We start from the raw sequence: 22,373 nt of genomic DNA, 5'->3' as shown, positions 1-22,373 counted from the left end.
GCCATGGCCAGCGGGTTGCCGGACAGGGTGCCCGCCTGGTAAACCGGGCCCAGCGGCGCGATGTGCTGCATGATCTCGCGTTTGCCGCCAAAGCAGCCGACGGGCATGCCGCCACCGATGATCTTGCCGAAGGTACTCAGGTCCGGCGTCACGCCGTAGTGGGCTTGGGCACCGCCGAGGGCGACGCGGAAGCCGGTCATCACTTCGTCAAAGATCAGAACCACGCCGTGCTGGTCGCACAGGCTGCGCAGACCTTCAAGGAAGCCTGGCGCAGGCGGCACGCAGTTCATGTTGCCGGCAACCGGTTCGACGATGATGCAGGCCACGGTGTCGCCGACTTCGCTCAGCAGCTGTGCAACCGCGTCGATATTGTTGAACTCGGTGGTCAGGGTGTGCTTGGCGAAATCTGCCGGCACGCCAGCCGAGCTTGGCACGCCCTGGGTCAGCAGGCCGGAACCGGCTTTTACCAGCAGGCTGTCGGAGTGACCGTGGTAGCAGCCTTCAAACTTGAGGATATTGTCGCGACCAGTGAAGCCACGGGCCAGACGGATCGCGCTCATGGTCGCTTCAGTGCCGGAGCTGACCATGCGCACCATTTCCATTGACGGTACGATGGAGCACACCAGATCGGCCATTTCGGTTTCCATGGCGGTCGGGGCGCCGTACGACAGGCCGTGCTCCAGTTGCGCACGTACTGCGTCCAGCACGTCAGGGTGGCTGTGCCCAAGAATCATCGGGCCCCATGAGCCGACGTAATCGACATAACGCTTGTCGTCCTCGTCAGTCACGTAGGCGCCTTCGGCGTGTTTGAAGAACAACGGCGTGCCGCCCACGCTTTTGAAGGCACGCACTGGCGAGTTCACGCCACCGGGAATGTGTTTCTGGGCGTTGGCAAACAGGGTTTCGGAACGAGACATGGTGGGCTCTCTCAGAATCAGGATTCGGTATTTAAATAGACAACAAGGTGTTGAAGGCCTTGGCGCGCAGGGTGACTTCCCGGGCACTTTCGGCGCCAAACAGGCCATGCACCACGGCCAGCAGGTCGGCACCGTGGGCCACCAGCGGCGCGGCATTGTCCAGGGTAATTCCGCCTATCACGCAGATCGGCAGGCTGAGGCGGGCGCGGGCCTGGTCCAGGGTCTCAAGGGTAGCGGTTGGCGCCCCGGGTTTGGTGCTGGAATTGAAAAAGCGGCCAAAGGCGACATAACTCGCCCCTTCTTTGGCGGCTTGCTCGGCCAGTTCGACCTGGCTGTGGCAGGTCGAACCGATAATTGCCTGTGGCCCCAGCAGGGCGCGGGCAGGGGTCAGCGGGCCGTCGGTCTGCCCCAGGTGCACGCCGACCCCCAGGCGGGCGGCCAGCTCGCCATCATCGTTGATGATCAGGTGTGCCTTGTAGCGTTCGCACAACCCGCGCAAGGCTTCGGCCTCGCGCAGTCGGCGGGCGTCGTCAGTGCTTTTGTCGCGATACTGCAACAGGGTCAGGCCGCCATCGAGGGCCGCCTCCACATAGGGCAGCAGTTTGCCAGCCAGCAACTGGCTATCAGTGATCGCATACAGGCCGCGAAGCGTCATGGGGTGAGCCTCATTGGTTACGAGCAAAAATCCAGCGGCAAGCGGCGCGGTACAAATTGCCCTTGCCCCAGTTGCTCTGCATCACGCAGGGTGCGCCATGTGTAATTGAGCGCGGTTTGCACGGCGCTGACCAGTTCTTCACCGATGGCCAGGCGCCCGGCCAACGTGCTGGCCAGGGTGCAACCCGAGCCGTGGTAACTGCCCGGCAAGCGATGGCAGGTAAAGGTGTGGCGGCTGCCGTCGCGGCTGTACAGGCGGTTATGCACTTCGTGCTCATCACCGTGACCGCCGGTTATCAGCAGGTGCCGACAAAATGGCAGGAGTTTTTCAGCGCACTCATCGGCGCTGCCATCGGGCAGTTCGGCCAGGATGCGGGCTTCGGGAAGGTTGGGGGTGGCAATGGTGGCCAGGGGGAGCAGGCGTTCGCGCATGGCGTAACCCACTTCGTCCTTGCCCAGTCGTCCGCCACCGCCTGCACGCAGCACCGGGTCACAGACCATCGGCAGATGCGGATTGGCCTGAAGCAGTTCGACTACGGTATCGACCATCTCCAGTGAACCGAGCATGCCCAGCTTGACCGCCGCAACGGTGGAGTCGCCGAGCACGGCATCGGCTTGCGCCAGTACCCACTCGCGATCCAGCACGCGGAAGTCGCGGACATTGACAGTGTTCTGCACAGTCAGGGCGGTCACTACCGGGGCGGCGTGACAGCCTTGAGCCAGCAGGGCTTCGATATCTGCCTGCAAGCCGGCACCACCACTGGGGTCATGGCCGGAGAGACAGAGGACAACGGGGCGAGAACTGTAGATATTCATGGTGCGCGAGCTTACCACCAAACAGTTTTTACGGGCGCTTGCTCGGTGTCAGGTTAGCGGAAGTTTGTAAGCCGTTGCCTGGCCTTAAGAATCTTCGGTCTCAGCGCTTATTTAGCTCTGTAATGCCCGTACTAGAGCCTTTGTGGTGAATTGTTAGATGGTGTGTATGTGCCATTAATGGCTATGTTAAAGTGCCTTCAAATTATTAACCGGTCATTCGGTCGACGCGATCTCAAAGGGAATATGGGGTTGCCCGCGTCTTCGAGTGAGCTACGTTGGGGCTGTATGCGCTATTTGCTGATGATGTTGTTGGGCTGGCTACCGATGCTGGCCAGCGCAGTCGCTTTTGACGAATCCACACAAAGCCTGCCCTTGGGCCGCGTGATGCAGGTGTTCGAAGACGCGGGTGGCGAAGCGACTCTGGCAGATGTCACCGCACACGGCGAACTGTTCGAGCCCCATACCAAAGACACGCTGAACAAGGGCTACTCGCACTCGGCCTTCTGGATCAAAGTGGATTTGCACTACCAGCCACAAGACCCGCAGGTGCATCGCACCTGGCTGCTGGAGCTGGCATACCCGCCGCTTGATTCCATCGAGCTTTACCTGGCAGACGCCGCGGGCAACTACCGGCTGGCCGAACGAACGGGCGATGCACTACCCTTCGACAGTCGTCAGATCAAAGAAAACAATTACCTGTTTGAGCTCAACTTCAGCCCGGGGCAAAGCCAGACGGTGTACCTGCGTCTGGCCAGCCAGGGTTCGGTTCAGGCGCCGCTGACGCTATGGTCGGCCCAGGCCTATCTTGAAGAGCAGCCCGTGCGGATTTACATCCTGGGCCTGATTTATGGCGTGTTGCTGGGGATGCTGGTCTACAACCTGTTTATTTACCTCAGCGTGCGTGACACCAGCTACCTCTACTACATCTTTTATATTGCCTCGTTCGGCCTTTACCAGCTGTCGGTCAACGGTGCGGCAGTGCAGTACTTCTGGCCTGACAGCCCGTGGTGGGCCAATGCCTCCACCCCGTTCCTGATTGGTGCATCGGCGTTTTTTGGTTGCCAGTTCGCTCGCTCCTTCTTGCACACCGCCTCCCACAGCCGCTGGCTTGACCGGGCACTGATGTTGCTGATGGGCGTGGGTGCTCTGGTGATGGTGCTCGCGCTGACCACCAGCTATGCCGTGTCGTTGCGCCTGGCCACCGGCCTGGCGCTGGCGTTTATTGTCACCATTTTTACCGCTGGTGTGGTGGCATGGGTACGTGGCCTGCGGGTCGCGCGTTATTTTGTGATCGCCTGGTCGGCCTTCCTGCTCGGGGGGCTGGTCAATACGCTGATGGTGCTGGGTTACCTGCCGAACGTTTTCCTGACCATGTACGCCAGCCAGATAGGTTCGGCAATCGAGGTGGGGCTGCTGTCGCTGGCGCTTGCCGACCGGATCAACGCCATGCGTGACCTGCAGGCGCGTACGCTGCAGGAATCGGGACAGAAACTGGCCGCCATGAACCAGCAACTGGCCCGTACCAACCAGCTCAAAGACGAGTTTCTGGCAACCGTTACCCATGAATTGCGCACGCCCATGAACGGTGTCATTGGCTCTCTGGAATTGATCAAAACCCTGGACATGAGCCCTGAGCTGGAGCAGTACACCAAGACTGCGCAAGGTTCAGCACGAGAAATGATGCACATGGTCAATGGCATCCTGACCCTGACCGAACTGCAGGCCGGACGACTGGTCGCGCAACCCCGGCCCTTCAGCCTGAATGAACTGCTGCAGGGGCTGAGCGATCAGTTCAGGCCGGCGGCACGCAGTAAAGGGCTGGAGTTTTCGTACGAAGTGGGCCGCAATCTGCCGGATCAATGGGTAGGTGATGCGGATAAAATTCGCCAGTGCATGGAGTGCCTGCTGGATAACGCGATCAAGTTCACCCGTGAGGGCGGGGTGATTTTGCGTGTTACCGGTAAACCCGCAGAGACCGGGCGCTGGGCGCTGGCGTTCAATGTAATCGACAGCGGCATTGGTTTTGTTCACCAGGAAGAGGCCGAACTTTATCAGCACTTCTTTCAGGTTGATGGCTCCATGACCCGTGAATATGGCGGCCTGGGTATCGGCCTGGCGATTTGCCGGCGCCTTGTGGAACTGCTCGGCGGGCGCCTGACCCACCATTCCCAGCCGGGGCAAGGCTCACAGTTCCAGCTATTGCTGGAACTCGAACCCTCGGTGCAAACCCAGCCGCACTCGACTCATTCGGCGTTGCAGCTGAGGGCGCCCGGGGAGTGTGTGGTCTTGCTGGTAGAAGGCCCGGAAAACCCTGTGGTAGTGCGCGCCATGTTGCTCAAACTGGGTTATCGCGTGCTCGGCGTTGACACGGGGCAGGCGGCCATAGAAGCGTTGCGCCGCGAGCGGGTCGATGCGGTGCTGCTGGCGTGCCCGTTGGCCCAGGTCTGTGCTACGTCGATGGGCAGCCAGCTGCTGACATTGGCCGCCTGTGCGCAGTTGCCCGTGCTGGCGCTGTTCGAGTCGCAAGCCCAGGCGCAGCAAGCCCGCGAGCAGGTCGACGGGATCACTGATTATCTGCTGAAACCGCTGCGTTTTGAGGACTTGCAACAGACCTTGGCGCAACGCCTGCTGATCGACAATAACGATAAAAACGCCGAGTTTTAGGCGTTTATGCCCCTTGTTTAGCCGCAGATGCGTGCTTCACTGGCTCATTGGTACGATCCCAAGGAGCCCGCGCAATGAACTTGCATCAATACGCAGAAACCCATCAGGTGACCAATCAGCCGCCGTCTCTGGACGGCGTGAACCTGTACCGCATTGACCTGCCGTTGCAGTATTGGAGCCAGCATTTCGGCGCGGGATGGGCGCAGGCGCGGATTGACGAGTACGGTGCTCTGGCGGGCGGCCCGCTGATGGCTGCGGGTTTTCTGGCCAATGAAAACAAACCGCAGTTTGTCAGTCATGACCGTTTCGGGCATCGGATTGATCTGGTGGAGTTTCACCCGGCTTACCACGAACTGATGCGCACGGCGATTGAGCATGGTTTGCCGTCCTTGCCCTGGGCCCACCCGCAACCCGGTGCCCATGTGGCCCGCGCATCCATGACCTACCTGCACAGCCAGGCCGAAGCGGGCAGCGGCTGCCCCTTGACCATGACCTTCGCCAGCGTGCCGGCCTTGCGTCTGCAACCGGACCTGGCTGCCATCTGGCTGCCCAAAGTGCTGGCCACTGAATATGACCCGCGTAATGTCGATATCAGCCAAAAGGCCGGCGTGACCCTGGGCATGGCCATGACTGAAAAACAGGGCGGCACCGATGTGCGTGCCAATACCACGCGGGCTTACCCCGTAGGGGCCAAAGGGCCGGGGCAGGCCTATGAACTGCTGGGGCACAAATGGTTCTGCTCGGCACCCATGTGTGACGGCTTTCTGACCCTGGCCCAAACCGAAAAAGGCCTGAGCTGCTTTTTGCTGCCGCGCCATCGTCCGGATGGCAGCCGCAACCAATTCTATATTCAGCGCCTGAAGAACAAACTGGGCAATAGCTCCAACGCCTCCAGTGAAGTTGAGTTTCGTGGGGCATTGGCCTGGATGATCGGCGAAGAAGGTCGTGGCGTGCCGACCATTATTGAAATGGTCGCCATGACCCGGTTCGACTGCATGGTCGGCTCCAGTGCCTTGATGCGTCAGGCGCTGACCCAGGCCAGCCATCATTGCGCCCATCGACTGGTGGGCGGTCGGGTGTTGGCAGATCAGCCACTGATGCAGAACGTATTGGCTGACCTGGCGCTGGAAAGCGAGGCAGCACTGGCCCTGAGCCTGCGCATGGGGCGGGCGCTGGACAATCCGGATGACCTGCATGAGGCCAGGTTTTCCCGGTTGGTCACAGCGGTGGGCAAGTACTGGATCTGCAAGCGGGCTCCAGCCATGATCAACGAAGCGGCCGAATGCATGGGGGGCGCAGGTTATGTCGAAGACAGCATCCTGCCGCGCCTGTATCGCGAGGCGCCGGTCAATTCGACGTGGGAAGGGTCGGGTAATGTGCAGTGCCTGGACGTGTTGCGAGCCTTGTCCAAAGAGCCGGGCGTGCTCGATGCGCTGTTTGCCGAGTTGGGCGACGGGCATGGCGATGTGCGCCTGGGGCAGCACATTGTGCAGCTTAAGGCGGCGCTCAACGACACTGACGATATCCAGTATCGCGCTCGCCAACTGACAGAAGACATCGCCCTTGGCCTACAGGCAAAACTGCTACTTGAGGCTGGTAACAGTGATGTCAGCGACGCCTTTATCGCCAGCCGGCTACAGGGCAGCGGCCGGGTTTACGGCACATTGCCGCGGGGTTTGAATGTGGCAGCCATCGTTGCCCGCGCCACCCCGCAGGTTGCCTGAATATCCCCAACCCTGTGGGAGCTGGCTTGCCTGCGATGCAGACGACGGGTTTTATCTGCCAGACCCGGTCGATGCCATCGCGGGCAAGCCCGCTCCCACAGGGATTTGCGTGAGGCAGCCTATATTCTGTTTATCCCCAGCAGCCACAGGAAATCTTCGGCAGGCAATTTTGTAGCTGCCTTTAGCCATCGATACAGGCAAGATAAAGGCCTGCCCGCTCAGAAGACAGGATGCTTATCGTGACCGAAGCTTTTATTGTCGTTTCCACCGCTGAAGAGGCCGTTGACCGGCTTGCTGCCTTGCACGAGCGCGCAACCACGGCCTTGAGCCAGGCACTCAAGCGTTATCTCAAGGATCGGGTTGAACCCTCTGCGCAAGAACGCGCGCTGTTTCGCTACCCCGAACTGCGTTTGACCTACCGTATCAACGGTGAAGTGCCGACCACCACCCGTGCTTATGCCAAGGTCCAGTTACCGGGCACCTACAGTGTGACCGTCACCCATCCCGCCTCTTTCCGTAACTACCTGCTGGAACAGCTGGTGCCCTTGATGCGCGACTTCACCGTTGAAGTAGAAGTCGGCGTCAGTGAGCAAAATATTCCTTACCCTTATGTGGTCGAGCAAGGTGATGAACTGGCCGGCTCCGGCGTTACCGCTGCTGCGCTGGCGCGGGTGTTTCCGAGCACCGACCTGTCTGCTGCCACCGACGGCATCGCCGATGGCCTGTACGACTGGGAAAACACCGATCCGTTGCCCCTGGCGCTGTTCGACGCCGCCCGGGTCGACTTCTCCCTGCGCCGCCTGGTGCACTACACCGGCAGCGACTGGCGCCATGTGCAGCCGTGGATTCTGCTGACCAACTACCATCGCTATGTTGACCAGTTCATCCTCCATGGCCTTGAGCAATTGCGCGACAACCCGCGCTTTGTGCGCATGGTGATGCCGGGCAATGTGATCATCGAAAAATCGATGGACTACGGCGAGGCCCAGGCCATCGCGGCGGGGGTGGTGTGGCATCGCTACCAGATGCCGGCGTATCACTTGCAGGCCAGTGATGGTCATGGCGTGACGCTGGTCAATATTGGCGTCGGCCCGTCCAATGCGAAAAACATTACCGACCACCTGGCCGTGCTGCGTCCGCATTGCTGGCTGATGATTGGTCACTGCGGCGGTCTGCGCCAGTCGCAGACCATTGGCGATTATGTGTTGGCCCATGCCTACATGCGTCGTGACGGCATTCTTGATCGGGTCGTGCCGCCGAACATTCCGATTCCGGCCCTGGCTGAAGTCCAGCTGGCACTGCAGGAGGCTGCCGCACAGGTTACCGGTGAGCGCGGCGATGAGCTGAAAAAACGCCTGCGTACCGGCACCGTACTGACCTATGACGATCGCAACTGGGAGCTGCGCTGGGCTCAGGAACGTCCGCTGATCAACCTGTCCCGTGCTGTTGCCGTGGACATGGAAAGCGGCACCATTGCTGCCCAGGGTTATCGCTTGCGCGTCCCGTATGGCACGCTGTTGTGTGTGTCGGACAAGCCGCTGCACAGTGAAATCAAACTGCCAGGTTCGGCCAATGCCTTCTATGAGCGCGCGGTCAGCCAGCATTTGAAAATCGGTATTGCTGCCGTGGACTTGATGCGCAGCCAGCTCAACTCCCTGCATTCGCGCAAGCTGCGCAGCTTTGATGAACCGCCGTTCCGTTGATCGGTGATGGTCATTTAGCGATCGGGGGACTAGCATTGCCAGCCCTGATCGCTAGATAGCCTTTTTTGTCATGTCTCGTCCCGCCCCACGCCGCCCGGCCTCGAAAACCCCCACCGCGCCAGCTGCCAATCGCCGCGTGGCCAAAGCGCCGCCGTCTGATCCCAAGCTGTACCTGTTCAATAAACCCTTCGATGTGCTGACCCAGTTCAGCGACGAAGGCGGGCGCGCCACGCTCAAGGACTTTATCTCGATTCCGGGCATCTACCCGGCCGGGCGACTGGACAGGGACAGTGAAGGTTTGCTGCTGTTGACCAATGATGGCCAGCTGCAGGCGCGGATTGCCGATCCCAAGCACAAGTTGCCCAAGACCTACTGGGTGCAAGTCGAGGGCGAGCCCACTGAGGAGCAACTGCAGCAGTTGCGCGATGGTGTCGAGCTCAATGATGGCAAGACCCTGCCTGCCGAAGCGCGTGCCCTGGACGAGCCGCAGCTATGGCCGCGCAACCCGCCGGTACGCTTTCGCAAAAGTATCCCGACCGCCTGGCTGGAACTGGTGATCCGTGAAGGTCGCAACCGTCAGGTGCGGCGTATGACCGCGGCAGTGGGCTTGCCGACCTTGCGCCTGGTGCGGGTACGCATTGGTGACTGGAGCATTGAAGGGCTGGAGCAGGGGCAGTACCGGGAAGTTCCGGCGCGGCTATAGGGCTCCGGATTCGATCAGGCCGATGACCACGCTTTTGATGATAAACGCGGCAACGCCCAGGCCGAGGACGAAAAACAGGATCATGGAGCCGAAGCGTCCAGCTTTGGACTTTTTCGCCAGATCCCAGACGATAAAGGCCATGAAAATGATCAGCACGCTGACCAGAATCGTCATCATCCATTCTTCAAGTACGGCAGGATCCATCGGTATTCTCCGGCGACATCGTGGGAAAAAGCCGTAGGAGTATACGCCAGGGGAGCGGGGGGATATTGATCTGGGTAGTGAGAGGATGTCGCTACACCCGTAGCAGCTGCTGAAGGCACGAAGCTGCGTTCGATTGTGAAGCAATCGCAAGATCAGAGTGCGCGTTACAACTGAAGAATCGCGTGGGCTGATTTTACTACTGCTTCGCAGCCGAACGCAGCCTTCGTTCCTCGGCAGCTGCAGGAACACTGCAACTGTGGGAGCGAGCCTGCTCGCGAAGGTCGTTCGCGAGCAGGCTCGCTCCCACAATAGGGCTTGACCTGCAACAGAGTATCTACAGGTTCTATTTTTACGTGCGCAAATGGGTCAGCGGCAGCTCGGTGCTGTTGAGCACCTGATTGAGCACAAAGCTCGAACGCACGCTGGTTACGCCTTCGATACGGGTCAATTCACCCAGCAGCAGCTTCTGGTAGTGGTCCATGTCGGCAACCACCACTTTGAGTTGGTAGTCGGCGTCCATGCCGGTCACCAGGCTGCATTCCAGCACCTGCGGCAGGGCGCGGATGCAGGCTTCGAAGTTCTCGAAACGCTCTGGTGTATGTCGGTCCATTCCGATAAGCACGTAGGCTGTAAGGCTCAAGCCCAGCAGTTTACGGTCGAGCAGCGCCACCTGACGGCTGATGTAGCCGTCATCCTCAAGCTGTTTAACGCGGCGCGAGCAAGGAGATGGCGACAGGCCAATACGTTCGGCCAGTTCCTGGTTAGAGATGCGTGCGTCACGCTGCAATTCCGCCAAAATGCTCAGGTCATACCGGTCGAGTTTGCTCACGAAGTTACCCTTTGTCATAACTATTGCGTGAAAGTATCCACCTTAAGTCAAAAATTGCGCAAGTAATGTTTTATCGAGCAATCTTCGCAATCGCCTGCCGCGGCCAAACGCCTATTCTTTAAACCAGAATCACTGCCCGGACATAGAGTCCACTGCGGCCCGCCGAATCAGGCCAGCTGCGGCCGCCAACCCCACAGGGTTGCCCCGGCCCCCGGGCTACGCACTGTCCAGAAGACGGAGCGAGGTGAGCCAACATCACAAGTGTTGAGCCAGGACAGAAAATTCAAGGGGCGACCGACGGGTCGCCCTTTTTTCGTCTGGCAAAAAATAAGTTGCGTTATGCACTGCCTGGCGTAGAACCGCTTCCTGAAACCCCAGTCTTATCTATAAGCCCTGTCCTTCAGTGAGAAACAGCATGAAATCGCGTATCTGGCGTTTGGCTACAGTTGGCGTGCTCTTTGTGAGCGTCAGCGGCCAGGTGTTGGCCGATGAGCGTGGTGATGGCGGCTGGCAAGGTCGGCCACAGGGTGCAGACAATCATCAGCCGCGCCCGAATCAACAAGGTAATAACCTGCCGATCCAGCCGCGCCCCGACAGGGTTCAGCAGACTCAGTCGCCGAACCGGGGCGGCAATCAGAATTGGTATGGCGGCGGTTACGCTCCTGGCGCGAATAACCGTCATCCCAACGACCAGCGCTGGGCCGGTCGCCCGTCCGGGCATGGCAATGGCTGGGGCCCGGGGCCGCAATATCGCCCGGGTAATGTGGTAGAGCGGTTCCCCGGTCAGCACTGGCAAGTGCCGTATCGCGGCCAGAATTACTACTTTTCAGGCGGCTACTGGTATCGCCCTCAAGGCCCGCGTTACATCGTGGTGCAGCCGCCTTATGGACTGCGCGTAGGTTTTTTGCCTGATTACGCTAGGGAAGTGTGGTTTGGCAGTACCTTGATGTTTCTCGCGGCGGGGGCGTATTACGCCTATCAACCTGCAACTCGCGATTACATCGTGGTCCAGCCGCCGACGGTCTACCAACAGCCCGCGAGCAACAACTATGAGATGGTGGCTTACCCGATGAACGGTCAAAGCCCGGCCCAAATCGGTCAGGACCGTTATGACTGCTATCGCTGGGCTGTGGAGCAAAGCGGCTTCGACCCTGCCAAGGCGACATACGCCCCAGCGGCGCAAGTGGTGCAAGCCTATCGGCAGGCGCAGGGCAGTTGCCTGAGCAGTCGTGGTTATCAAGTGACGTATTGATCTGAAGCCTGCTACGGAGCCTTGCTCAGCCTCGGTTTGACCACTTCCTTCGGGTCTGCATGCACCAGTACTTCGGCCCGCGGATAGACCTGTTCAATGGCTTCAGCCGCGCGGTCACAGATGCTATGGGCTGCGGACAACGTCAGTTCACCCGGCAGCTCCAGGTGAAACTGCACAAACCAGGTATTGCCCGAGATCCGTGTGCGCAGGTCGTGGGCGCCGAGCACGCCGGGCACGCTGCAGGCCAGATTCAGCATGTTTTCACTGACATCCGTGGGTAACTCCTGATCCATCAACACGGCAAAACTCTCACGGGCGATCTGCAGTGCGCTCCACAGGATATACACCGCAATCCCCAGGCCAAACCAGGCGTCCAGCTGCGGGAAACCTACACTGGCCAGCACCAGCGCCAGCAAAATACTGCCATTGAGCATCAGGTCCGAGCGGTAATGCAGCGAGTCGGCGCGCACCGCGTTGGATCCCGTGGCCTTGATCACCCGGTGTTGCAGCACCAGCAGTGCCACGGTCATCAGCAACGAAAAGACAATGACGCCAATTCCGATCCACGGTGCGCCTACCGGCTCCGGGTTTTTCAGCCGTTCCACCGCCTGAAAGGCAATCAGCACTGCACTCACGCCAATAAACAGCGCTTGCGCCATGCCCGCCAGGGACTCGGCTTTGCCGTGACCATATCGGTGATCCTCATCGGCGGGACGCAGCGCGTAATGCACGGCCAGCAAATTGAGAAACGAAGTTACGCCATCGAGCAGCGAGTCGGTCAGGCCGGCGAGCATGCTGATCGAGCCACTGAGCCACCACGCGATGGCCTTGGTTACGATCAACAGGCTGGCCACCGCCACTGATGCGCGGGTAGCCAGACGTAACAGGCGGGCGTGTTCCGGGCTGCTGGTCATGGTGCTTTCCTGATGAATGATGACGTGCTTCAGGCTGCTGGCTGCAAACCATACATAGCCAGTTGCTGGGCGCTGCCCCGGTGCTGGATCAGGCGTGGATCGTTCAGCGGGAAGCTGCGGCCCAGTTCGCTTTCAAGGATGGCCTGGAGCTTGGCGTTATCCACCTTGCCGTCTGCGCCGATGGCTTCGCGCAGTTTTTCCGGGGCGATTTGTGCGGTCTTGCCCGGCGGGAAATAAATTGCGCCGGTGGCGAAGTCGACACCGAAGGCGATCAGCCCCGGGATCACATAAAACAGCAGGCCCACGGCATCCAGTACGACGATCATGGGGTCGATCTTGCCGTCGATCTGGCCGCGGCGGTCTGGAAAGAAAATACTGCCGCAAGCAGTCAATTGGGTGAACAGTGCCGCAACCACGACACCGCCGATTACTCGCGAAGGCATACGCATACTTAAAACCTCAAACATGTTCAAAGGACTGGATCATTACTGTTCGCCGTTATACTCGCCGCTCTGTTCTGGAGCCACCATGATTTCTTTGCCGATTGATGAAGTTTTACCTGCGCTGCGCCTGGCCCTGGCCGAGCGCCATGAAACCGTGCTCGAAGCGCCGCCCGGCGCCGGTAAAACCACCCGTGTGCCGCTGGCCCTGCTCAACGAGCCGTGGCTGGCCGGGCAGAAGATCCTGATGCTCGAACCCCGGCGCCTGGCGGCCCGTGCGGCGGCCGAGCGGCTGGCCAGTGAACTGGGTGAAAAAGTCGGCGAAACCGTAGGTTACCGAATACGCCTCGACAGCAAGGTCGGCCCCAACACCCGTATCGAAGTGGTCACCGAGGGTATCCTGACTCGCCGTCTGCAGCACGATCCGTCGCTGGAAGGGGTGGGCCTGCTGATTTTTGACGAATTCCATGATTTGCTGATTTGTTCTGTTTCTGCTTTTGCTTATCAGGATAATCAATCACTGCCCACAAGGCATTGATGCTCCTGCTCCTTCTTCCCCTTTAGCTCCATCATCCTGCGATTTCTTTACCCACCTCCCCGATATGCTAGATGAAGTAGGGTGCGCTATGTCGTCGCAATCCGAGTGATTTCCTTGGATCAGCAGCAGATTGAAATTCATGAACGGGAGAGTGGATGACAAGTGGATGACAAAGGCAAGATCTGGAGGTAAGAAGGCGGATGCGGGTTCAGCACGGTGACTCCATAGAGTGACGACGTCCTAATCCCGTCCTGACGCACCTATAATTCACCTTCCCTTCCAAATTCCGCAGTCACACCCTGTCATCATCCCACCCCCACCCCCACCCCCGCCCTCATTTGAGTAATCTCAAGCGATACTACTCTCGCCATCTTCAGGCTGAACGAACGCTGAAAGTGGGTTGTTACCTCACCCTGAACAACCTTGCTGAGAACTCACAACCCGAAACGCTGTGGTAGTGGCCAATTGCTCAGCGCGAGGGCTACTATGGCGCGTTGTTGCCATCGCTTCACGTCAAAGACTTCCAGGGAGGGTCGCTATGTGGGTTGATAACGAGACGGAAGTAGACTTCCTTAATTTCTCTGGGGTTGCTGACACAGTTGCCGAGATCGTCTATCAGGCGAACGGCCGTCCAATTTCCATCGGCGTGTCCGGTGCTTGGGGAGCGGGCAAGTCGTCGATGATCAAGCTGATCCAGGCGTCCCTTAAAGACCCGCCCGAGCGCAATGAGAAGCAGGCTAAGGACTTCGTGTTCGTCGAGTTCAATGCGTGGCTATACCAGGGCTACGACGACGCCCGAGCCGCCCTAATGGATGTGATCGCATCACGCCTAGAGGCTGAGGCCCAGAAGCGAGCAAAGGGGCTGCAAAAAGCAGCTGAGTTGGTATCACGTGTCGATTGGTTGCGTGCTGCGAAGCTCGCCAGCAGCACGGCCATTTCGTTTGCGACTGGTGCACCGACACCTGGGCTGCTGGGCGAGATCATCGGGCTGGTTGATCGACTTCGATCCGGAACGGTTGATCAGGACACGATTGAAACACTGCACGACACTGCTGAGCAGGCCAAGCAGGAGGCTGAGAAACTCTTTCATAGCGCGCCTCCCAAGAAGTCTCCACCGAAAGAGATTCAAGCGCTCAGGGATAATTTTGAGGCTATCTTGGATGATCTGGGTGTTACGCTGGTCGTGCTGATCGACGACTTGGATCGCTGTCTACCCGAAACGACGATTTCTACACTGGAAGCCATCCGACTCTTCCTGTTCCTGCGCAACACGGCATTCGTGATTGCCGCTGACAACGAGATGATCAAGCACGCCGTTCGCAAGCACTTCAGCGGTGTGCCTGACGATGTCCTCGTCACCAGCTACTTCGACAAGCTGATTCAGGTGCCGATTAGGGTTCCTCCTCTGGGCACCCAGGAAGTCAGGGCCTACATGATGATGCTGTTCTTGGAGAACAGCACGCTCCCCAAGGACGTGCTCGAAGAAATCCGTATCAAAGTACGCGGGCAGCTTCGGACAACTTGGCAGGGTAGTCGGGTAGATCGCGCCTTTATGCAAGGCTTGTACAACGACTACCCAACAGAGCTGATCGGCAAGTTTGACACTGCTGAGCGCCTGGCCGCTGTCATGACGTCGGCTTCTGGTATCCAGGGTAACCCCCGACTCATCAAGCGTTTCCTGAACGCCCTAGCTATCCGGATGAGCATCTCTCGCGCCCAAGGTGTCGGTGTCGACGAGGCTGTGCTGGTTAAGCTGATGCTGTTCGAGCGAAGCGGCAATCCCAAGGCTTACGAGGAACTGATGAAAGCCGTGGCTACCGATAAAAATGGCAAGCCAGCCATGCTCGGCGAGTGGGAAGCGGATATCAAAAAAGGCAAGAATCTGTCACTGCTGCAGCCCTGGGATCAGCTTTTCGTGAAAGAGTGGCTAGCTCTGCCTCCTGCATTGGCGGACAAAGACCTGCGTGGAGCGATTTACGTCAGTCGTGAGCATGCGCCGATCATTACGGACGAAGATCGGCTTTCGTCGGAAGCAGCGGAGTTGCTGACCGCGCTACTCGAAACGCCGGGAATGGCCATGCATCTCAAAAGCCGGTTGGCGCTCATCGCACCGGTCGAGATCAACGTGCTGATGGATCGCCTCCTGGATAAGGCGGGCGGTGAACAAGAGTGGGGCGTCCCAGACATTCTTGAAGCTTTGCTGGTTGTTGGACGGCTTGATGCCCAGCAGGGGCATCGACTGGCTGCATTTCTGAAGGAGCGTCCGCCTGCCCAAATCCAAGCGGGTATTGTGCCGAAGCTAACCGATGAAACATGGGCAAAGTCGGTGTACGAATTCTGGCTGACGGCTGACGTCAGCGGGCCGGTGAAGGCTGCAATAAGGAAATTCGATGGGAACCTCACAAAATAACGATGGGCCTGGAAAAGGCCTGCCGTTTGTACCACCGTGGACACCTCCGCTGCCGCCGTTACCTTCTAAGCCGCCAGAGCCTCCGGAGGATGACCCTCATGACGATGGGCCACCTGAACCGGATAAGGACGAGCCTAAAGACGGCGATGACGTTGTCGATGATCCCAGACCAATGCCGCAGGCACCTCCACCCCTAGCGCCGCCAGGGCGATTCGGTGGTGCCCGACGTGGCCTTGGCGACTACGCGAGCAATGGTGATCGCGGTAGCTTGCGCAAGAGCCTTCGGGAGTATGTGCGTCATGGGTACGGCGGCGCCAAAACCACCACTGCTCGCTTTGGCGGCACTGCGTCGATCGCGGGTGTGTTTGGCAACACGCTGGAAGCTGTCGCTGGTAGTAATAATCAAACCGGCCCAGCCGTGCTTGATCCTGCCCTGTGGCAGGGCAAATCTGCTTCTGAGGTCATGGATGCGCTGGTTGAAGCGGTGCGTCCAGTGGACGGTACCCAAGATGCAGAGGCCGAGCGTGCTTCCATTCGAGGCTCGCTTTCTGATGTTCTAGTGCGTTATCCAGATGCCGATCTACTCAATCTGTCGGTTGAGCAGCGGGAGTTTGCCATCGAGCGTTTTACTGCGATGGACGTGTTCCATCGGTTTGAGCTCGACCTAGGCAAAACTATCCAGGAAAAGGCCAAGTCGGCGTCCATTGCAGTGCGTCGCTTGAAGGAGATCAAGGATTACATCAGAGAGTGCGTCTCCGCATCGTTCCGCAAGATCGCTGCATCGAGTGCGCGTTTGACCACGGGTCGAATATCCCAGATGGTCACGCAAGCGTTGCAAGACACCTTTGAAGTGTTTGAGGGGTACGTAGAATGAAATTCGTGTGCGGCCCAGTTGGCTTCAGTGTGCCGGGCGCCGAAGATGCCATTCAGGTGGTGATCTACGGCAAGGCAGAGAAAGGGCAGGTAAGCGTAGGTGGTTATGCTCGAGAGCTTCTGGAGAAAGCCCACCTGGAGATCAATCCCCAAGCTTGGGATTTCCTAAGCATTGCGCTTGCGGTAGTGGCGGCAGACTTCACTGCTATTCGGGCAAAGAGCGCTGATGCTTGGACGCGCGTGATCAATCTCGAGATCGCCGTTCAGGATACGGTTTTCTGGAATAGCCAGGCGCGAGCACTTGAAGGGGCTTTGCGTTTCCTCACCACGGATCGTTGGACGCTTTCTTTCCATGCGGGCGGTTTTGGCCCTCCTGCTCAGCTGCAGGCCTTGCACCCAAGCGAAGATTCAGTGGTGCTGCTGTCGGGCGGGCTAGACAGCTTGATTGGTGCCATCGACTTGGTGGAGCAGGGCGTGAAGCCTTACGCGGTTAGCCAGATTGTGAGAGGCGATGGAGAGAAGCAGGCCACCTTCGCGAAGAGCCTGGGTTTGAACCGGATTGGCCTCAATCACGTTACCAAGTCCCCTGGCCAACAAGAGCCTTCGCAGCGTGCGCGCTCAATCATTTTCTTGGCATTTGGACTTGCGGTGGCGACCTCGCTTGATCGTTACCATCGGGGTGAGACAGTCCCACTCTACATCTGTGAGAACGGCTTCATTGCCATTAACCCTCCCTTAACGATGTCGAGGTTGGGGAGCCTGAGCACAAGAACAGCACATCCTGAGTACCTTGGACGGCTCCAACAGATCTTTGATGCTGCCAGCATCAATGTGCAAATCCGAAACCCTTATGCCCTAATGACCAAGGGTGAAATGCTCGCCGCATGCCGAAACCAAGAGCTGCTCAAAGAGCATGCTGTGGCCTCAACCAGTTGCGGGCGTTTCCAACGTTTCGGCTACAAGCACTGTGGGCGGTGTGTGCCTTGCCAGGTGCGTCGTGCTTCCTTCAAACGCTGGGCTGCGATAGGCGACGACACCCGGTATGTTTACGACAACCTAAGTCAGGATGATCTGCAGCACGGGAAGTTTGAGGACGTGCGATCTGTTGGCATGGCGTTAGCCAATGTTGCCCAAGAGGGATTTGAGCACTGGCTGGGACATTGTCTCTTTTCGCCCTTTATCCAGGATCGAGCTGGCTACAATGCGATGCTTGCTAGAGGATTGAACGAGCTTGGCCACCTGCACCGGGCCTACCAAATCACCTAGCTGATTCATCGCAACGCCTCGTAAAGCTCAGTGCGAGTCGATGCTGTGCTTCAAGTGCGGCATCGACATAGGTAACCTCACGGGTTGACCTTTACAAGGCCGTGAAGGCTGATGTGCGCTGGTAAGTCAGCTAGGGAGTACCTTTTTACGACATTAATGAGAGCTGTGGAGAAGTGCATGTTGGATGCTGGGTTTTTCGATCCGCGTATGCCGTGGTGCTTTGAGCAGGTCGCGCAGGATTACAGCCAGAAGCTCGCCGCGCTTGGTAAATGGCTTTTTGTGGGGAGTGGCGCGTTGTTTTTTGTTCCGCTAACCCAGTGGATGGCACTTGGATTGGCCGGTGCTCTGCTTGTGACTGCTGTCATCCTGGGGCGTGCTTACAATGAGCATGTCGATGAATTCATCAAGCACACTTCGGTTGCAAATCTCGTCAAGATCTTCGCTCCAACGTGGCGATACATGCTCATTACGAGCCTTCTTCTCGGGGTTGGCTTAGGACTGAATGAGTGGAGTTTCTTCGCCGAGCATAAGCAAATCATTATTGGTTTGTTTGTTTCGGGCGGGATTCTGGATGTGGCAAAAGGCTTCTTCAGCAACTGAAGAATGGCGGGTAGCGGGCCGGTTTGGCCAGTAATCTGCCACGCAGAGCCGCTACCAGACGAACCTTTGTATACTGCCCCGCATGTCGCAGGAGTACACATGAGTTCATTGCCGATCAATGCCGCGTTGCCGGCTCTTCTTGAAGCCCTCCACAAACGAGATGAAGTGGTGCTCCAAGCACCGCCAGGTGCCGGTAAGACGACGCTCGTCCCGCTCGCTTTGCTCAACGAGCCTTGGCTGCGAGGGCAGACGATTATCATGCTCGAGCCACGACGGCTTGCAGCGCGCGCAGCTGCGGAGCGAATGGCCAGTGAGCTTGGTGAGAAGGTCGGTGAGACCGTTGGGTATCGCATTCGCCTGGATAGTAAGGTCGGGCCGAAGACGCGAATTGAGGTGGTGACAGAGGGGATCCTGGCGCGCCGTCTGCAGAGCGATCCTTCTCTCGACGGTGTCGGCTTGGTGATCTTCGATGAATTCCACCTCCGAAATTTGGATGCGGATCTAGCCCTAGCTCTGACTCTCAATGGCCGCGAACTCTTCCGCGATGATGCACCACTGAAGGTGCTGCTGATGTCGGCAACACTTGAAGGGGAGAGGCTATCGCGCTTGCTTGATGATGCTCCAATCGTGACCAGCGAGGGCCGGATGTTTCCGGTTAAGACGATCTGGAGCAAGCCCCAACAGCCGGGTGAGTACATCGAGCCGCGAGTCATCAGTGCGTGCTTGGATGCGCTCGCTGAACAGACCGGCAGCGTGCTGGTCTTCCTTCCAGGCCAAGCGGAGATTCGTCGAGTCGTGACGGGCTTGGAAGAGGCTCTGAGCAACTCTCCATCCCTTCAGCCTGACGTACTTCTTTGCCCTCTTCACGGCGAGCTCGACCTGAATCAGCAGCGGGCTGCGATTGATCCTGCCCCATCAGGAAAGCGGAAGGTAGTACTGGCAACGAACATCGCTGAGACGAGTATTACCATCGACGGTGTGCGTGTCGTTATCGATGCAGGACTTGAGCGGGTTCCTCGCTTCGACCCTCGCAGCAGTATGACCCGCTTGGACACTCAACGCATATCCAAAGCAAGTGCAACTCAGCGCGCTGGTCGAGCAGGCCGAATCGAGCCAGGTGTGTGCTATCGACTCTGGTCTGAAGCCCAGCATGATCAGATTCCCGCTTTCAGTTCACCTGAAATTCAGCAGGCAGATCTCACAGGCTTAGCTCTCCAATTGACGAAGTGGGGCGTGCAGCCGGGTGACCTGAAGTGGCTTGATGCTCCGCCCGCAGCTGCTTACTCCCAAGCGAGCGATTTGCTTCGGCGCCTTGGCGCGTTGCAACCAGATGGGCAACTGACAAAGCACGGGCAAGCTATGGCAGAGCTGCCGAGTCATCCACGGATTGCTCATCTCCTATTGCGAGGTCACGAGCTGGGTCTGACTGAGACGGCGTGTAACATTGCAGCGTTGCTCGGCGAGCGCGATATTCAGCGTGGTGGTGGAGCAGACCTTCACAGCCGTTTGGCCATCATGTCCGGTGAGCAGAGAGCACAGCGCGGGGAGCAAGGGGGGGGCCAACGCGCGAAGCAACTCGCTAGGCAATATCGGTCATTCTTGCGCGGCCAAGCATCGCAGCCAGTCGCTGATTCAAACCACCCTCAATGGGTGGGCTGCCTGCTGGCCTTGGCCTATCCCGATCGGGTAGCGCAACAGCGCCGCGCTGGCGGGGCTGAGTATCGTTTGGCGAATGGTCGTGCGGCGATGTTCACCGAGACCGATGTGCTGATGAAGCATTCGTGGCTGGTGATCGCTGACTTGGGTAGCCGACAGGGGCAGCGGGAAGAGCGAATCTACCTCGCGGCCGACTTGGACGAAGCATTGTTCGAGACTGTGCTGAAAGAACAGGTTACCCAGGTGGACGAGCTCTACTGGGATGAGCGGGAAGGTGCTTTGCGCGCTGAGCGACAAGTGAAAGTAGGGGAGTTGATTTTGTCCCGCTCACAACTGGCCAACCTGGGCGATGAGGCTCGTGTACAGGCGTTGCTTAACTTTGTTCGTCGTAAGGGTTTGGAGCTTTTGCCCTGGACGCCCGAGCTTCGCCAGTGGCAGGCGAGGGTGGAGTTGCTGCGCATATTGGATGAAGAGTCGGGTAACCGAAGTGAGTGGCCTGACCTACGTGATGAGGCATTGCTGCAGTCCCTGGAAGAGTGGTTGGGGCCATATGTCGGTAAAGTCACTCGCCTCAGTCATTTTGGCCAGCTCGACTTATCGTCCGTCCTGCGCAACCTTCTGCTCTGGCCTCTTCCGCAGCAGCTTGATTCCCAGGCGCCCCAGACGGTTTCGGTACCGTCTGGATCGAATATTCGAATCGACTACAGTGAGCGACCTCCGGTTCTTGCAGTGCGACTCCAGGAGCTGTTCGGGCAATTGGATACGCCACGCATTGCGAATGGACGACAGGTGCTCAAGCTGCATCTTCTGTCACCGGCACGCCGTCCGGTACAGGTTACTCAGGACTTGGCGAACTTCTGGGCGTCGACCTACATCGAGGTGAAGAAGGATTTAAAGGGTAGGTACCCAAAGCATTTTTGGCCTGATGACCCTTTGATCGCGGAAGCTACCGCACGAGCTAAACCGAGAGGAACATAGCTAGGCTTCAGGCAATTTATAGGTATCGTATTATAACTCTGCGAAATGAGAGCTTGTTTACCGGTTGGCAGTTGATGGAGCGTGGCGCAGTCAAAGGTCATCCCCCGAAGGATCAGTCCTTCTGCCAATACCGCTGAACCGTCGATGTGGGCAGGCCTAGTTCACGGGCAGCTTCCGCTTGGGTCTTGCCCTGCTTTCTCAGGCTAATCACAGCACTGACGCTCTGGGCGTTCGCTCGAGTGCCACGACCGCGCTTTTTCAACGCGCCATCCTGCATTTGATCCTCCATGATATTGAGTCCCCCCGACTCTATGAAGCAAAGGAGTTCCTTTTGCGCCTTTTTCAACTCGGACTCGGGAGATTCTTTGTCACGGATCGCCAAGCACAACGCCATGAGCGTAAGAAGGTTGATACCGAGCGTCTCGGCCACTTTTACAAGGGTCGGTAGCGTAGCCTGGATTTTCCCTTGTTCCAGCAAGCTTAGGTTGCTCTGGCTGATAGTCCCTGCTAGGGCTTCATAACCTAATCCTTTCAGTTTCCGGATGGTGCGTAGGGTGATGGCTAGCTCTTCCTTCACGTTCAGTATCTCAAAAGGAAGAATAGAGCCACAGTCGTGTAGGCCCACCAAATATCATATGTTGTTATTGGTGAGCTGCTTCCTTATCATGTCCATTCAATGGGCGGCGCGCTGACCCGCAAATTGGGGATGCTTCAGCAGCTTCCCTATCTGGCTGCCAAATGTATTAGCAGCGTTTATCTAGAGGATCGCCTTGAGCTAAGCCGATCAAAGGTTTGGCAGGGCAAGGACTGGGTTTTTTGCCGTGTTTGTAACTTATAACAGTGAACTGCAGGGGCAATTTAAAGCGCCGGAGAGTGTTCGGATGCTCTGGAGATCAGTGGACATCAGTCGTTGTGAATACTCATTTCTGATCGAAGGCATGGGATGGGAGGATGGATGCATAGGCCCGGTTGCGCATCTCGTCACGGATGTGAGCACCATCCAAATGATGCGCGCAGCAGAGGTTGGTAATTTCCTGAGCGTGAGCAAAATCCATCTTATCCAGCCGCCTGCAAAGAATAATCAGGGCTCATACACCATGGAGCCTCTATCCGATATTCGGATTCAGGCCGGTACCGAAAGGAATCCGGTCTACGAGTTCGTAACGGATGTAGGCCGGATCTACACGAGCGCAAGGCAATGAAGTTCCATGATCAGGAGGACACATGGCTGT

Annotated in this window: 19 protein-coding genes and 1 pseudogene; 12 read left to right on the top strand and 8 right to left on the bottom strand. The window is 58.2% G+C overall.

Annotation, left to right across the window (positions count from 1 at the left end; translation table 11 throughout):
* The 3 genes from GHO03_RS12230 to GHO03_RS12220 all read right to left on the bottom strand — a co-directional run.
* Positions 1 to 917: glutamate-1-semialdehyde 2,1-aminomutase (locus GHO03_RS12230; protein ID WP_153399877.1), on the bottom strand; the 917-nt coding region annotated here is incomplete at its 3' end.
* A 31-nt stretch (positions 918 to 948) separates the two neighbouring features.
* Positions 949 to 1,572 carry a thiamine phosphate synthase gene (thiE, locus tag GHO03_RS12225; protein ID WP_094999414.1) on the bottom strand — a complete coding sequence of 208 codons (624 nt, stop codon included), beginning with the start codon at positions 1,570 to 1,572 and terminating at the stop codon, positions 949 to 951.
* A gap of 17 nt (positions 1,573 to 1,589) precedes the next feature.
* A complete protein-coding gene (locus GHO03_RS12220) occupies positions 1,590 to 2,387 on the bottom strand; it encodes a hydroxymethylpyrimidine/phosphomethylpyrimidine kinase (RefSeq protein WP_094999413.1) in 798 nt (265 codons plus the stop codon).
* 285 nt (positions 2,388 to 2,672) lie between these two features.
* Between GHO03_RS12220 and GHO03_RS12215 the strand changes: the two genes are divergently transcribed.
* The 4 genes from GHO03_RS12215 to GHO03_RS12200 all read left to right on the top strand — a co-directional run bounded on the left by GHO03_RS12215 (position 2,673) and on the right by GHO03_RS12200 (position 9,181).
* Positions 2,673 to 5,051, top strand: coding sequence for a hybrid sensor histidine kinase/response regulator (locus tag GHO03_RS12215; RefSeq protein ID WP_153399875.1), 2,379 nt, complete (start codon positions 2,673 to 2,675; stop codon positions 5,049 to 5,051).
* Between the two features lie 74 nt (positions 5,052 to 5,125).
* The gene (locus tag GHO03_RS12210) at positions 5,126 to 6,775 is read left to right on the top strand and encodes an acyl-CoA dehydrogenase family protein (RefSeq protein WP_153399873.1); all 1,650 of its coding nucleotides are present in this window, start codon (positions 5,126 to 5,128) and stop codon (positions 6,773 to 6,775) included.
* A 230-nt stretch (positions 6,776 to 7,005) separates the two neighbouring features.
* Entirely contained in the window at positions 7,006 to 8,478 is a 1,473-nt protein-coding gene (gene amn, locus GHO03_RS12205; RefSeq protein ID WP_153327098.1) for an AMP nucleosidase, read from the top strand.
* 136 nt (positions 8,479 to 8,614) lie between these two features.
* Positions 8,615 to 9,181, top strand: a complete 567-nt coding sequence (locus GHO03_RS12200) for a pseudouridine synthase (RefSeq protein WP_372241731.1) — start codon at positions 8,615 to 8,617, stop codon at positions 9,179 to 9,181.
* On the opposite strand, the gene GHO03_RS12195 is transcribed toward GHO03_RS12200, so the two are convergent.
* Both GHO03_RS12195 and GHO03_RS12190 read right to left on the bottom strand, forming a co-directional pair.
* Positions 9,176 to 9,385 carry a DUF2788 domain-containing protein gene (locus tag GHO03_RS12195; protein WP_016779292.1) on the bottom strand — a complete coding sequence of 70 codons (210 nt, stop codon included), beginning with the start codon at positions 9,383 to 9,385 and terminating at the stop codon, positions 9,176 to 9,178. The genes GHO03_RS12200 and GHO03_RS12195 overlap by 6 nt on opposite strands.
* 349 nt (positions 9,386 to 9,734) lie before the next feature.
* On the bottom strand, positions 9,735 to 10,232 hold the full coding sequence (locus GHO03_RS12190; protein WP_016779293.1) for an Lrp/AsnC family transcriptional regulator: 498 nt from the start codon (positions 10,230 to 10,232) through the stop codon (positions 9,735 to 9,737).
* A 397-nt stretch (positions 10,233 to 10,629) separates the two neighbouring features.
* Here GHO03_RS12190 and GHO03_RS12185 point away from each other — a divergent pair, with 397 nt between their 5' ends.
* The gene (locus tag GHO03_RS12185; protein WP_095023446.1) at positions 10,630 to 11,466 is read left to right on the top strand and encodes a DUF6515 family protein; all 837 of its coding nucleotides are present in this window, start codon (positions 10,630 to 10,632) and stop codon (positions 11,464 to 11,466) included.
* 11 nt (positions 11,467 to 11,477) lie between these two features.
* On the opposite strand, the gene GHO03_RS12180 is transcribed toward GHO03_RS12185, so the two are convergent.
* Complete coding sequence (locus GHO03_RS12180; protein WP_094999407.1) at positions 11,478 to 12,380, bottom strand: cation diffusion facilitator family transporter; 903 nt, start codon at positions 12,378 to 12,380, stop codon at positions 11,478 to 11,480.
* Positions 12,381 to 12,409: 29 nt separating this feature from the next.
* On the bottom strand, positions 12,410 to 12,829 hold the full coding sequence (locus GHO03_RS12175; protein WP_094999406.1) for a polyribonucleotide nucleotidyltransferase: 420 nt from the start codon (positions 12,827 to 12,829) through the stop codon (positions 12,410 to 12,412).
* Between the two features lie 79 nt (positions 12,830 to 12,908).
* On the opposite strand from GHO03_RS12175, the pseudogene GHO03_RS12170 reads away from it, so the two are divergent.
* The 6 genes and pseudogenes from GHO03_RS12170 to hrpB form a co-directional block, all read left to right on the top strand.
* A pseudogene (locus GHO03_RS12170) lies at positions 12,909 to 13,292 on the top strand (DEAD/DEAH box helicase); the annotation flags it as partial.
* A gap of 604 nt (positions 13,293 to 13,896) precedes the next feature.
* Positions 13,897 to 15,768, top strand: coding sequence for a P-loop NTPase fold protein (locus tag GHO03_RS12165; protein ID WP_016779298.1), 1,872 nt, complete (start codon positions 13,897 to 13,899; stop codon positions 15,766 to 15,768).
* Complete coding sequence (gene qatB / locus GHO03_RS12160) at positions 15,749 to 16,642, top strand: Qat anti-phage system associated protein QatB (protein WP_029611211.1); 894 nt, start codon at positions 15,749 to 15,751, stop codon at positions 16,640 to 16,642. The genes GHO03_RS12165 and qatB overlap by 20 nt, the downstream gene beginning before the upstream one ends.
* Positions 16,639 to 17,907: a Qat anti-phage system QueC-like protein QatC gene (gene qatC, locus GHO03_RS12155; protein WP_016779301.1), complete on the top strand. Its 1,269-nt coding sequence runs from the start codon at positions 16,639 to 16,641 to the stop codon at positions 17,905 to 17,907. Before qatB ends, qatC begins: the two co-directional genes overlap by 4 nt.
* A 177-nt stretch (positions 17,908 to 18,084) precedes the next feature.
* On the top strand, positions 18,085 to 18,507 hold the full coding sequence (locus GHO03_RS12150; RefSeq protein WP_029611212.1) for a hypothetical protein: 423 nt from the start codon (positions 18,085 to 18,087) through the stop codon (positions 18,505 to 18,507).
* 99 nt (positions 18,508 to 18,606) lie between these two features.
* On the top strand, positions 18,607 to 21,141 hold the full coding sequence (gene hrpB / locus GHO03_RS12145) for an ATP-dependent helicase HrpB (protein ID WP_016779303.1): 2,535 nt from the start codon (positions 18,607 to 18,609) through the stop codon (positions 21,139 to 21,141).
* A gap of 112 nt (positions 21,142 to 21,253) precedes the next feature.
* On the opposite strand, the gene GHO03_RS12140 is transcribed toward hrpB, so the two are convergent.
* A complete protein-coding gene (locus tag GHO03_RS12140; protein ID WP_228795880.1) occupies positions 21,254 to 21,718 on the bottom strand; it encodes a helix-turn-helix domain-containing protein in 465 nt (154 codons plus the stop codon).
* Between the two features lie 319 nt (positions 21,719 to 22,037).
* Here GHO03_RS12140 and GHO03_RS12135 point away from each other — a divergent pair, with 319 nt between their 5' ends.
* On the top strand, positions 22,038 to 22,343 hold the full coding sequence (locus GHO03_RS12135) for a hypothetical protein (protein WP_169716047.1): 306 nt from the start codon (positions 22,038 to 22,040) through the stop codon (positions 22,341 to 22,343).
* The last annotated feature ends 30 nt before the right edge of the window (positions 22,344 to 22,373 follow it).

This window comes from Pseudomonas sp. FSL R10-1339 (assembly GCF_009600545.1).
GTDB lineage: Bacteria > Pseudomonadota > Gammaproteobacteria > Pseudomonadales > Pseudomonadaceae > Aquipseudomonas > Aquipseudomonas bubulae.
This window is presented reverse-complemented; position numbering and strand designations above follow the sequence as displayed.